This is a genomic window from Micromonospora echinofusca (genome assembly GCF_017614955.1).
GTDB classification, from domain to species: domain Bacteria; phylum Actinomycetota; class Actinomycetes; order Mycobacteriales; family Micromonosporaceae; genus Micromonospora; species Micromonospora echinofusca_A.
The window spans coordinates 1-12,510 of sequence record NZ_WVUH01000218.1 but is presented as its reverse complement, the minus strand read 5'-3'; the positions used below and the strand labels follow the sequence as shown (position 1 = coordinate 12,510).

The window sequence follows — 12,510 nt, the reverse complement described above, 5'->3', positions numbered from 1 at the left end:
GGCAGGAGGGGATCATGCGGGGTGCGGTACCGGGGCTGGCCAGCCCTCACCCGATCGGGCAGGCGTTACCTGCCGCGTACCTGGAGGACGACTTCGCGCAACGGTTCACCGCCGGTCTGGACGAGGTGCTGGCGCCGGTCCTGCTGACCCTCGACTGTCTCGACGCGTACCTGGATCTGGACCTGGCCCCGCCGGATTTCCTGGACTGGCTGGCGGGTTGGGTGGCCGCGCCCGTGGACCAGGGCGGGCCGCCCGACGGGGTTGGCCGGGTCGACCAACGCGGGTCGGCGCGTCAGCGGCGGGACCTCGTCCGGTACGCGGTGGAGCTGCACCGCTGGCGTGGTACGGCCCGGGGGATCGCGTTGGCGGTCGAGTTGGCCACCGGGACGCAGGTTGAGGTGACCGACAGTGGCGGGGTGAGCTGCTCGACGACGCCGACCGAGGCGTCCGTGTCGGAGGAGCGGGCCGAGGTCCGGGTACGGATCGCCTCCTCGGCCGACGAGACGGTGGTACGGCGGATCCTGGCCGCCACGGTACCGGTCCATGTCCGGGTGACGGTGGAGCGCCAACCATGATCATGTGCCCGGAGTGTGGTACCCGCAACCGTGACGACGAGCGCTTCTGCGGCGGCTGTGGTGCCTTCCTCCGCTGGGACAGCGACGCCACGACGACGCCCCGGCCCGAGCCGCAGCCCACCACCGAGCGGGCCGACGCGGACCGGACGGCGGAAGCGGACCAGGCCACGAGAGCGGACCAGGCGACGGAGGCGGAGCGAGCGACGGAAGACCGGACCGGGGCGGAGCCGGCAAAGGAGAGACAGCCTGCGGTGGACCAGCCGGAGCCACACCAGCCGGGACCCCACCAGCCGGGCCCCCACCAGCCGGGACCGTTCAACCGGACCGTGCCGGATCCCGAACCGGTCGACCCGGTCGACCCGGTCGACGAGCCGACACCGCCGGCCCCGACACAGCGGCGCTGCCCGGCCTGCGGCCGGGACAACCGACCGGAACGGAAGTTCTGCTGGCACTGCGGGAAGCTCCTGGACGCCGCGGTACGGCCGGCGCCGGAGCGGACCTGGTGGCAACGGCTCCGGGACCGGCTGCGGCGGCGTCGGACCCGACGTCGCCCGGCCCGGGACAGCCGACGGTCGACCGCCGCACGACTGACGCTGCTGATCGTCTTCGGGCTCTGCCTGGTCGCGGTACTGGCGGTGGTCGGGCCGCCGCTGGTCCGCCGGGCGGTGGAGGCGGTACGCGACCGCACCCAGGATCCGGTGCCACTGGTCCCGGACATGGTGTCGGCCTCGTCCTCGCTGCCGGACGCGGCGGCGGCTCGGCTCACCGACGGGGCGAACAACCGCTACTGGGCACCGGCCGGTACCGGCATCGACGCCTGGGTGGAGGGGCGGTACCGGGAACCGGTCCGGCTGCTCACCGTGGTCGTCACCCCCGGGGTGGGCCTGAACCGGCAGAAGTTCCTCGCCGCCGGCCGTCCCCGCCGGCTCACCGTGGTCACCGAACGGCGGGACGGACAGCAGCAGCGGACCGACATCGACCTGCGGGACACGCCAGGGGCACAGCACTTCGACGTGGAACAGGCGGACGTCGTGCGGATCAGGCTGGAGGTCCGTTCGACCTACGGTCACGACCTGGTGCCGGGCGTGGCGATCGCGGAAGCGGAATTCTTCGGCCGGCGCTGACCGGCGGAACCTCCGCCGGTACCCCCTCCACCAGTGCCGGATCGAGCCCGAGGGAGACGAGAACGTCGGCGTACCGACGGCGGGCGTGCGCGGCGGCGGCAACGTTGCCCGCCCGGCTGTGGGCCGCGATCAGCAGCCGCCAACCGACGTCGTGACACGGGTCGATCTCGACGCAACGGGCCGCCATCGTGACGGCCGAGTCGACACCGGTGTCGACGGCCCCGTCGAGGACCGCTGCCGCGAGGTCCGCCGCCGCGTCCGCCGCCTGGCGGCGCAGCGTCTCCCGCTCGGTCACCACCCATTCCGCCGGGCCGTCCTCCGGCAGCAGTTCACCGGTGTACGCGGCGACCGCCGTCCGCAGGTCGTCGAGGGCGCGTGGATGTCGCAGGTAACCGAACCGGGAGGCCCGGTGCACCGCCTGCCGGAACTCGGTGACGTCGCACCAGGTCCCCGGGGGGAGCGCGAGCAGGTAGGCGTCCCCGTCGCGGTGCAGCAGCGTCTCCCGGTCCACGGCCGGCAGGTGGGTGTCGAGGAACCGGCGCAGGCTGGACAGGGCGACGTGCAGCGAACGGGTGGCGGTGGCCGGGTCGGTGTCCGGCCAGAGGGCGGCGAGGAGCCGGTCCCGGTGCACGGCCCGGCCGGCGTGCATGGCCAGGATCCGGGCCACCGTCCGGGCCCGGGGCCGCAACGGTGACCAGTTCAGTGGCTCCCCGTACAGGCAGAGCTGGAAGCCGCCGAAGCAGCGCACGGCCAGCGGCGCCGGCCCCGACCCGACCGGCACCCCGCCCGGCACCGTCTCCGTCTCCGGCTCCCGGGTGAGCCAGGCGGTCAGCATCGCGTCGGGGATCCCGGCCTGTTCGGCAGCGGTACGCACGACGGCGAGGCCGGCCGGCCGCTCCGGACCGGCCGGTACACCGGCGGCGAGGGCCAGCACCCGCGCCCCGGGTACCCCCGCCGACCGGGCGGTGCTCTCCGCCCGGCGTACCTCGACCTCCGCGTCGGGTAGCCGGGCCCGGACGGCGGCCAGGGCGAGCAGGGACTGCGCCCAGGCCGCCAGCACACCGCTGTCCACCGCCCGGGCCCGGGCGAGCAGCCGGCCCGCCTCCTCGATCCCCGGCCCGCCGTGCAGGGACCGGGCCAGCGCGGCGCAGCCCGTGGCGAGCAGCGCACCCCAGGGATCGTCCAGCCGGTCGCACTCCTCGCCGACGGCGTCGGCCTCCTTCAGGTCCGCCTCCGTACCGGTCAGCGCGGGTACCGCCCGGGCGAGCCGGGCCAGCCAGGGCAGGCCGGCGCGGTCGGCGTCCAGGCCGACGGCGGCAACCGCGGCAGCCCCGGCGGGATCCCCCCGGGTCACCGCGACGACGGCGCGCAGAAGTTGACCGGCCAGCCCGGCCAGGCCGCCCCGGGCGGGAGCCGGCCGGTCCAGGGTGCGCAGCGCCTCGGCGACGTGGCCGGCCAGCAGCAACGCGCCGACCCGCACCAGGGCACCCTCGACGTCGGAGAGGCGTTCGGCCGCACCGACCACCAGGACCGGATGCCGCCGGGTGGCCGTACGCAGCCAGCCGGACCAGTGTCCCCGCCAGGGTGGACCCTCCGGCAGCCAGGTCGTCACGCCGGCCCGCAGGGTACGGCAGCGCAACCGGGCCGGCTCGCTGTCGAACATCTCCTCGGCCCGGCGCAGCAACGGTACCGCCGCCGCCAGCCGCCCCTCGGTGATCCGGTGCCGTGCGTCGGCGAGGACCAGCCAGGGATCCTCCGCGATGAACCAGTCGGGCAGCAGGTCGGACCAGGGGTCGAGACCCTGGACGGCCACGCTGCTGCCGGCGCTGTCGAGCAGCCGGTGCACCTCCTCCCAGCGCTGGGCCCGGGCGAAGCAGCGGGCCGCCTCCAGCAGGGCGCCCTCGTCGGCGAGGAGCCGGCCGGCGCAGGCGTGCCAGGCACGGGCGGCCTCCTCCCCCAGCTCGCTGGTCAGTACGGCGAGCAGGTGGGCCCGCAGCACCTCGTGGTAGGTGAAGGTGCGGCCACCGTCGTGGGAGGTGGTGAACGCCTGCCGGCGTTCCAGTTCCGCCAACGCGGCCTGCCCGTCACCGCCGCCCAGCAGCGTGTCGCAGCGGGCAGCGGTGAGGACCTCGAACACGCTGGTCCGGACCAGGAACCGGCGCAGCGGCGGGGCGAGTTCGGCGAGCACCGTCCGGGTGAGGTAGTCCCGGGACAGCGCCGAGCGGCCGGCCAGCGAGGCCACCGCGCGGCGCCGGTCGGTCAACGGTTGACCCCGGGTGGACAGGTGGTAGAGCCGGAGACCGGCTGCCCAACCACCGAGCCGGCGGGTCAGGGCGGCGACGTCGTCGGCCGGTAGGGGCTCCCGGTAGACGTCCCGCAGCAGCCGTTCGACCTCCCAGGTGCGGAAGCGGAGCTGATCGGCGTCGACGACGGCACTGTCGGAGAACTCGTGCCGGGTGAGGATCAGCGGTGGGGTCCGCCGGGTGCCGACCAGCACCCGCAGTCCGTCCCGGGTCAGGGTGAGGGCCCGGTCCAGCAGGACCGACTCGCCGGCCGATCCCTCGATCAGGTGCAGATCGTCGACGACCAGTACCCCGGGGCGGTCGGGCAGCACGTCCGCCAGCCGGCGGGCCACCCGCGCCGGGTCGGCGTCCGACGGGACGGTCCGCAGCCACCCCACCGGCCCGTCGGCGGTGGCCGCGTACTGGGCGAGCAGGGTGGTCTTGCCGGCTCCGGCGGGTGCGACGACCAGGCCCAGTGACCGGGGCCGGGCGGCCAGGGCGGTGATCAGCCTCGGTCGCGGGAGGTTCAGCGACGGCTGGTCAGCGGGTCCTGAGGACATCGCACGCACCTCCCCCGAGGTCGCGTCGTCGCCACCGGCGGCCGGCAACACCGCTGATGATAGCCATCAATTCCGGTCGCTAGCGCCCCGTGACCGGACAATAACCGTCGGATATCAGCGTAATGTCACGCCCCGCTGCTCCGTCACCCGGCCGGTACCGCTCAGTCGTCGATGGTGACGCTGGTGATCCACGACGGTGGAAGGGGCGCATCGGCACCGATCAGCCCGGCGACGACCCGGGTCGACACCAGCGGCTCCGCCGGCCACGGGGTGTACCCGTCGGTGAGCACGACGACGATGTGCGGGCGTACCCGCAGCGCCGCCTCCACCCCGACCCGCAGGTCGGTGCCACCCCCACCGGCCAACTGCACCTCGCCGACGGTGTGCACCGCCTGTACGACGTGCACCGCCGCGTCGCAGGAGAGGACGGTGACCCGGTTGCCGCCGATGCCGACCGCGCGCAGCACCCCGGACACCTCGGCCAGGGCGGCGGCGAGTTGGGGCGTACCCATCGACCCGGAGGTGTCCACCACCACCGCCACCCGGGGTACCGGCTGCCGCAGGCTCGGCATCACCACCCCCCGCATGGCCGAGGAGCGGCGGGACGGCCGGTGGTACGTGTAGTCGACCGCCCCGCTGGCCCAGGCCGCCGCCTCGCGTACCGCCCCGGTGAGCGCCCGCCGCCAGTCCACCCGGGGTTCGAGGAGTTCGGTGGCCCAGCGCTGCCAGCCGGCCGGCACGGTACCCCGGGAGCGCAGGTGGGACCGTACCTGCCGGGCGGTGTCCCGGCGGATGGCCTGTACCTCCACCGCGCCGACACCCGCGGTGGCGCCGTGTTCCCACGGCCGGTCGAGGCCGTGTGCGCCGGATCCGCAGTCCACGCCACCGGTCACCTCCGGGGGCAGCAGCGGCAGGTACTGCTCGAAGGTGCGCCCGTCCGGCAGCCCGAAGGTTGCCGGTTCGATCCGGTCCGCCGGCAGTGCCACCCCGTCGGTGACCAGGTCGTCGTTGATCTCGCAGTCCTGCGCGACGTTGACCCGGTGGTGGTCGTGGCGTTGCCCGACGGGGAGCCGGTCGGCCCGGCCGTGGTGGTCGCGCAGCAGGTGGGCGACCTCGTGGATCCACACCCCGGCGAGGTGGGGGACGGGCGTGCGGTCGACGAACTCCGGTGACACGTAGCACCGCCACCGCCGGTCCACGCCCATGGTGGGCACCTGGTGCGACTCCACGACGGTGATGCTGAACAACGCGGTGGCCAGGTACGGGCGGTCCTGCGCGGCCCGGAAGCGGGCCGCGAGCAGTTTCGTCCGGTCGAGGGCGGCCGGTCTGTCCCGGGGTCCCTCGGGCAGCCCTGTCGGGCGGTTGCCGGCCGGCGGGCCGGTCATCCGGGCAGGCGGCCGGAGAGGTGCAGCACCTCGGCGAAGGCGCCGATGGTGGGCGGCACCGGCCAGGACACGTCACGCAGTGCGGCCAGGTCCATCGCGGCGCGGGCGGCGATGTCCGGTACCCCGGCCTGGACCGCCTTCTCCAGCACCACCCAGCCGGCCTCCCAGCGCTGCCGGTCGACCCGGGTCTGCACGGCGGAGATCACGGCGGTGAGGAAGGCGAGTTGCCGGTCACCGCGCTCCGGTAGCCGGAACGCCGCCGGGTCGGCCAGGACCCGTTCCGGGTCGGGCAGGTCGAGGTTCTCCAGGTAGGTGACGAACTCCAGGCCCGCACCGTCACCGACCGCGCCGACCACGGCGAGCGCCAGCGCGTCCGCGCCGGTGCCGGTGCTGTGGTGGAAGGCCAGCAACCGCAGCACCATCTCCCAGGTCCGGGGGGACGGCCAGGCACCGCCCCGGGCCTCGGTGTCGGCGGGCAGGTGGTGGGCCAGTCCGGGGCGGGCGGTGAGGAACCCGGCGACCGCGCCGCGCGCCTTCGCCAGGGCGGTCGCCGTACGCCGGGACTCCACCACCGGCACGGTCACCGCCGGCCAGGTACCGGCGAGACCACGCGCGACGGTCCGCGCGTCGTGGGACCAGTGCAGGTGGACGAAGCGGTTCGCCAGCGGCGGGGCGAGGTGCCAGCCGTCGGCGGCGCTGGTCGGCGGGTTCGCGGCGGCCACGATCCGCACCGCCGGGGGCAGGTGCAGGCTACCGACCCGGCGTTCCAGCACCACCCGCAGCAGGGCCGCCTGCACCGCCGGTGGGGCGGAGGACAGCTCGTCGAAGAAGAGCAGTCCGGTGCCGGTACGGGCCAGCCGCACCGCCCAGTCGGGCGGGGCCATCGGCACCCCGTCGGTGGCCGGCGAGTCCCCGACGATCGGCAGGCCGGCGAAGTCCGACGGCTCGTGCACGCTGGCGACGACCGTCTCCATCGGCGTACCCAGGCCCTCGGCGAGCTGCTGCAACGTCGCGGACTTGCCGATCCCGGGCTCGCCCCAGAGCAGCACCGGCAGGTTCGCCGAGACGGCGAGGGCGAGGGCCGCCACCTTCGGGTCACGGACCGGTTCGGTGCGCGCCCGGCGGGTGGCCGCGACGAGCGCGTCGGCGGCGGCGAGCGGATTGTCGATGGTGGTCACCGCTTCACCCACTCCTCGACGAGGTCCCGGATCCGCACCTGCGGGTGCTCCGGGTCGCCCTCGTCGTCGTAGTCGTACATGCTGGCCTTGCCGTCGGCCAGCTCCGTCACGGTCCAGCCGTTGCCGTCGGTGGCCTTCGGGTCGGCGCCGGCCGCCAGCAGCGCGGCGACCAGTTCGGGGGTGCCGCCGTCGCCCACGGCGACGTGCAGGGCGGTGCGTCCCCGCCGGTCCGGGGCGTCCACCGGGACCCCCGCCTCGACGAGCCGGTGCAGCGGGGTGACGTCGTCCAGGGCGCGCAGGTGGTGCAGCAGGGTGCCGCCGCGACCGTCGCCCATCCGGGGGTCCAGGCCGGCGTCGAGCAGGGCGGTGAGTGCCGCCGATCCCCCGTGCTGGATGCGTTGCAGCACGTCCCTGCGGAGTTGCTTCAGCGGTCGGGGCAACCGGTCACCGGAGCCGTGCCAGGCGCGGACGGCGGCGACGCACCCGGCGGTCGGCCCGCCGAGGGCGACGAGCATGCGTTCCCGGGCGATCTCCTCCGGGGTGTGCGACACCGGGTCGAGCCGACCGTCGGCGTGGACCAGGGTGTGCCACCGGCCGCCGCAGCGCACCGGCACCCGTAGCGTCACGCCGCCGGTCGCTGCCGACGCGGCGTCGGCTCCGGCCTCCGCACCGGCGGCCGGTGGGCCCGGCGTCGCGGACGGGAACAGGGCCTGCCGGACCAGCGGGTGCAACCCGGTGTGGTCGAGCAGGCCGGTCCGGAGCAGTTCCAGGTCGACGGGCCGGTCGTGCACCACGTCGGCCATGCGGAGGTGGCTGAAGTTGTCCCGGTCGTAGCCGGGGAAGGACACCGCGGTACCACCGTCGTCGCGTCGGCGTACGGCGGCGAGGATGCGCCACTGGCCGCCGATCATCGCCCGGTCCACGCCGTACCGGCGGTGCAGCCGGGTCAGCTCGGTGGGCAGCCCCAACGGCACGAACTGCCGGTGCACGGCGGCCACGGTGGCGTTGGTCGTCGGGTCACCGGTGGCGATGTCCGGGTCGAGGTCCAGCCCGGCAACCGCCCACGCGTCGGCGAGCGCCCCGGCGGCGACGTACCGTTCGAAGACCTCGGTCCGGGTCGCGGGGTCTGCCGGGTCGACCGTGGTGGCGTACGCGTCGAACGGCAGGACGTCGCCGTCGGGGGTGAAGCCGGGCAGCCGGCCGGCGGAGCCGCCGTAGGCGGTGGCGAGCCCGTCGACGTGGGCCGCGCTCCAGAACGGTGGTGGCAGGTCCCGTCGACCGCTGAGGTCCTGCCGGGCCGGGCCGACGGTCAGTCGTAGCCGCTGCGACCCGTCGACCGTCTTCGGGGTGTGCAGCAGCAGCGCCAGGTCGGTGTCGGCGAACCGGTCGTCGTGGGTGGACAGCAGCCACTGCTGGTGGGTGGCGAGGCTGGTCCGGCCACCCAGGACCCGGGGCAGGTGCCAGCGCAGCAGGTCCGGGGCGAGCGCGGTCAGGTCGCCCTCGATCCGTTCGGCCTGCCGTCGACTGTGCTCGCGGGCCAGGTCGGCGAGGTCGACGGCGACGTCGATGCGGCCGGCGGCGCAGGCCGTCCGCCAGTCCCCGGCGGACCGGGCGGCGGCGCACGCCTCGATCATCGTGGCCGGTACGGCGTACCGGCGGATCCGCTGCCAGACGCGCGCTTCGGGGAGCAGGGTGGGCGGCACGGCGGTCACCGGTACACGCTGGCGATGGCCCGGATGTCCGGGTGCGGTGGGGTGGCCGGCCGGTCGGCGAGCAGGCTGACCGCGCGGCGGCGCATCCGTCGGGGCACGCCGCCGTTGATGCCGAGGTACTCCAGGGTGGGGTGGCCGTCGACGGCGTCGACGAGCTGCCGGGCACCCCGGCCGCCGATCCCGGTGTGCCGCAGGTCCAGCCGGCGCAGCCGGGCGGTGGGCAGCGCGGCGGCGAGTGCGGCGGCGCCATCGTCCCCGACGGTGTTGTCGGCCGCCCCGAGGGCCCGCTGCGACGGCGGTCGGGCCAGGTCGAGGGCGGTCCAGGCGGTCAGGTGCCGGGCCAGTGCGGTGACCCCGGCCGGGGTGATGGCGTTGCCGCCCAGCCCGAGGGTCAGTTCCCTGCCGTCGGCGAGCCCGGCCAGGGCGGCGGCCCCGGCGTCACCGAGGTGGTTCGCGGCGAGGTACAGCTCGCGGATGCCGGCGTCGTGGACCAGGGTGCCGAGGGCCGGTACGGCGTCCGGCCCGAGGCCGTTGCCGCCGAGGAAGATCCGTTGCAGCCGGACCTTCCGGGTGGCGAGGACGTCGGCGAGTGCGGTCAGCCCGCGTACGGTCATCCCGACGTTGACCAGGTCCAGGGTGCGGATGGTGGCGTTCACGGCCAGCGCGGCGGCGAGCCGGCTGACCCCTTCGTCGCCGATCGGGTTGCGTTTGAGCCACAGCGCCCGCACCGAGTCGTCCCCGGCGAGCCGGTCGGCCAGCGCGGTCACCCCGGCCGGGTCGATCCGGTTGCAGCCGAGGTAGAGGGTCTCGACGTGGTGGCCGGGGCGCAGCGCGTCGGCGACCGCGCGGGCGCCGTCGGTGCCGAGCGCGTTCGTGCCGAGCAGCAGGTGCCGGACCAGCGGGGAGTCGACGGCGGCGGCGACGATCCGGGCGGTCTGCGCCGGGCCGACGCCCTGCTTGCACAGGTCGAGCCGGCCGTCGGCCTGGACGGTGCCGCGCGGGAAGACCGCCGGCCCGCCCACCGTGCCCGGATCGGCGAGCCGGGCCAGCAGCGGGTCGAAGTCGGTCGGGTCGGCGAGCCCGGCGTCCGGGTCGGCGATGGCCGGGCAGCGCACCGGCGTCGGTTCGGTCACCAGGGCACGCTCCGGTAGTCCTTGAGGAACCGGCCGCTCACCGGGTCGCCGGTGACACCCCGCACGATCGGGTCGTAGACCCGCGCGGCGCCGTCGACGACGTCCAGCGGTGGCCGGAAGCCGAGGTCGCGTTGGGCGGTCTTGCTCGGGTGCGGTCGCTCGTCGGTGACCCAGCCGGTGTCCACGGCGTTCATCAGGATGCCGCTGGCGGCGTAGTCGTCGGCGACCGTGCGGACGAGCATGTTCAGCGCCGCCTTGGCCATGTTGGTGTGCGGGTGGCGGACGGTCTTGCCGACCCGGGAGAAGCTGCCCTCCATCGCGGACACCTGCACCACGTACCGCTGCGGGTGCCGGCTGGCCGTCATCAGCGGACGCAGCCGGGAGGTGAGCAGGAAGGGCGCGAACGCGTTCACCACGTGCACCTGCAACCACTCCTGGGGGCTGACGTCCACGTCCCGCAGCACCCACGAGTTGACCTCGCGCAGGTCGAGCGGCTGACCGGTCTCGTCGACCCGCCCGGCGGGGAAGAACGCGTCGAGCACGGCCGGCGGGCCGGCCGCCGCGTCGGTGGTGGGCGCGGCACCGACGGCGATCCGCGCCGCCGACCCGTCCAGCGCCGTCGACTCCCCGGCGCGGACCTCCCGGTGGTACGCCGCCGGCCGGTACAGCGTCTGGGCCGCGTTGTTGACCAGGATGTCCAACCCGGTGAAGCGCCGGCCGACCAGCCCGACGAAGTCGAGGGTGCCGGGCAGGTCCAGCAGGTCGACGCCGTGCACGTAGAGCCGGTCGGCCCAGTCGTCGACATCCGGTACGGCGGCGTAGCGGCGGGCCGCGTCGCGCGGGAACCGGGTGGTGACGACGACCTCGGCGCCGTCGCGGAGCAGTTTCAGGGCGGTGTGGAAGCCGATCTTCACCCGCCCGCCGGTGACCACCGCCGTCCGGCCGGTCAGGTCGCAGCGGGCGTGCCGGCGGGCCCGGTTCTCGGTGGCGCAGGGCGGGCACATCAGGTGGTAGTCGGTGTCCACCGACCGGTACGGCGCCTTGCACACGTAGCAGCGCCGGGCCCGGACCAGCGTGCTGCGCCCGGCCCGCTCGTCGGCTCCGGCCGGCGGGACACCAGCGGCCCCGGCACGTGCGGCGGCGTCACCGGTGGTGCCGCCCGCGTCGTCGGCGACCGTGGAGGGGATCTCGGTGTGGAACCGGGTGGCCCCGGCGAGCAGGGCCCGGTCGGCCTGCCGGGTCCGCGCGTCGCGCCGGGCCTTGGCGCGCTTCTTCACGCCCCGGGCCGCGTCGGCCACGGCCCGTTCCACCTCCCGGCGGGTCACCTCGTCGAGGTCGGCATCGTCGAGCCGGGCGAGCACGGCGAGGCAGGTCGCCACGTCCGCGCGATCCACGATGCCCCTCCCCGTTCAGGTGGCGAGACCGGCCGGATTCGAACCGGCGTCCTCCAGCTTGCTGTCAAGGCGCGTCGACCTCTGCGCTACGGCCTCGCCGCGCGGCAGCATACCGAAGAGCACCGACAGTGGATCTCCGCCGGGTGGCCGCGCGGCGGTGACCAGGGCGGCTGCTACCGACCGGACGTCCGGCGGGCCAGCGCCAGGACGTCGGCCGGGGTACGCCCGGCCCCGTCCCGCGCCTGCGGGTCCGCGCCCGCGTCGACCAGCGCCGTCATCACCTCGACGGCGAGCGCCTCGGCGGCGGCGTGCAGCGGCGTACCGCCCGCACGGTCCCGGTCGGCCGGCGACAGTCCCGCCGCGAGCAGCACCGGCAGCACCCGGGCGTGGTCCACATGCGACACCCAGTGCAGCAGCGTGCCGCCCCGGCCGTCGCGCAGCCCGACGTCCAGCCCGTCGGCCAGGACGGCCAGCAGACCGTCGGTGTCTCCGTGCCGGGCGAGGGCGAAGACGTCCCGCCGGATGGTCCGGATCTCCTTGGGTACCGGTGCCGCCCCGGTACGCCAGGCCCGTACCGCCGCCGCGCAGCCGGTGATCGGACCACCCAGGCCGGCGAGCAGGAACTCCCGCTGCAACTCGTCGGCGGTGTGGTGCCGGGAACGGATCTGCCCACCGGTGACCTCGACGACGTGCCAGTCCGGGCCGCACCAGACGCGCACGTGTCGCCGGGGCGCCGGGGCCGGGGGGTGCCAGGACTGCACCCGGTCGGGGAACAGTGCCGCGTGTACCAGCGGATGCAGTTCGTCGGGGCGCAGCCGGCCGTGCCGCAACAGGGCCACGTCGGCCGGGGCCGCCAGCCCGAACACGTACGGCCCGCCCCGGTCCTCCCGCCGGGGCGCCCGCCGGACCGTCAACCCGCCGTCGGTGGCGACGTCGACCGCGAGGGTGCCGTCGATGGACACGAGGGTCGTCGCCCCGTACCGGTGCGCCAGCCGACGGACCTCGGCGGCCAGTACCGGCAGCGTCGACGCGTACCGGCCGAGCAGCGATTCGAGCGGCCACGCCGACCACCAGCGGGGTGGGTCGGCGAGGTCCACCGCGAGCCCGGCCGCCTCGTAGGCGTGTACCAGGTCCCCTGCGGCGAGCCGGGCGGCGATGGTCTCGACC

General features: G+C 75.5%; 9 protein-coding genes, 1 tRNA gene and 1 pseudogene. 3 read left to right on the top strand and 8 right to left on the bottom strand.

Annotated features, from left to right (window positions below; translation table 11 throughout):
* The 3 genes and pseudogenes from GSF22_RS22165 to GSF22_RS22160 form a co-directional block, all read left to right on the top strand.
* Positions 1-575: phage tail protein (locus GSF22_RS22165; RefSeq protein ID WP_244368128.1), on the top strand; the 575-nt coding region annotated here is incomplete at its 5' end.
* Positions 572-637 (top strand): annotated as a pseudogene (locus tag GSF22_RS36020) (zinc-ribbon domain-containing protein); the annotation flags it as partial. The gene GSF22_RS22165 and the pseudogene GSF22_RS36020, both read left to right, overlap by 4 nt.
* A gap of 264 nt (positions 638-901) precedes the next feature.
* Entirely contained in the window at positions 902-1,699 is a 798-nt protein-coding gene (locus GSF22_RS22160) for a zinc ribbon domain-containing protein (RefSeq protein WP_208815658.1), read from the top strand.
* Here GSF22_RS22160 and GSF22_RS22155 read toward each other — a convergent pair.
* The 8 genes from GSF22_RS22155 to GSF22_RS22120 all read right to left on the bottom strand — a co-directional run.
* Complete coding sequence (locus tag GSF22_RS22155; protein WP_208815657.1) at positions 1,614-4,541, bottom strand: BTAD domain-containing putative transcriptional regulator; 2,928 nt, start codon at positions 4,539-4,541, stop codon at positions 1,614-1,616. The two genes, GSF22_RS22160 and GSF22_RS22155, sit on opposite strands and share 86 nt — an antisense overlap.
* 161 nt (positions 4,542-4,702) lie before the next feature.
* Positions 4,703-5,926 carry a vWA domain-containing protein gene (locus tag GSF22_RS22150; RefSeq protein ID WP_208815656.1) on the bottom strand — a complete coding sequence of 408 codons (1,224 nt, stop codon included), beginning with the start codon at positions 5,924-5,926 and terminating at the stop codon, positions 4,703-4,705.
* Entirely contained in the window at positions 5,923-7,116 is a 1,194-nt protein-coding gene (locus GSF22_RS22145) for an AAA family ATPase (RefSeq protein ID WP_208815655.1), read from the bottom strand. Before GSF22_RS22145 ends, GSF22_RS22150 begins: the two co-directional genes overlap by 4 nt.
* A complete protein-coding gene (locus GSF22_RS35800) occupies positions 7,101-8,816 on the bottom strand; it encodes an ankyrin repeat domain-containing protein (RefSeq protein WP_208815654.1) in 1,716 nt (571 codons plus the stop codon). The genes GSF22_RS22145 and GSF22_RS35800 overlap by 16 nt, the downstream gene beginning before the upstream one ends.
* Positions 8,813-9,949: a gala protein gene (locus tag GSF22_RS22135; protein WP_307804208.1), complete on the bottom strand. Its 1,137-nt coding sequence runs from the start codon at positions 9,947-9,949 to the stop codon at positions 8,813-8,815. The genes GSF22_RS35800 and GSF22_RS22135 overlap by 4 nt, the downstream gene beginning before the upstream one ends.
* Complete coding sequence (locus tag GSF22_RS22130; protein ID WP_208815653.1) at positions 9,946-11,343, bottom strand: SDR family NAD(P)-dependent oxidoreductase; 1,398 nt, start codon at positions 11,341-11,343, stop codon at positions 9,946-9,948. The genes GSF22_RS22135 and GSF22_RS22130 overlap by 4 nt, the downstream gene beginning before the upstream one ends.
* 20 nt (positions 11,344-11,363) lie before the next feature.
* Positions 11,364-11,439: transfer RNA gene (locus tag GSF22_RS22125), tRNA-OTHER, on the bottom strand.
* Between the two features lie 77 nt (positions 11,440-11,516).
* On the bottom strand, positions 11,517-12,510 hold a 994-nt coding region (locus GSF22_RS22120; protein WP_368856909.1), incomplete at its 5' end, for an ankyrin repeat domain-containing protein.

Excerpts from the sequence above, each read along its gene's own strand:
- GSF22_RS22155 (WP_208815657.1), bottom strand. The coding sequence starts at position 4,541 with ATGTCCTCAGGACCCGCTGACCAGCCGTCGCTGAACCTCCCGCGACCG.
- GSF22_RS22150 (WP_208815656.1), bottom strand. The coding sequence starts at position 5,926 with ATGACCGGCCCGCCGGCCGGCAACCGCCCGACAGGGCTGCCCGAGGGA.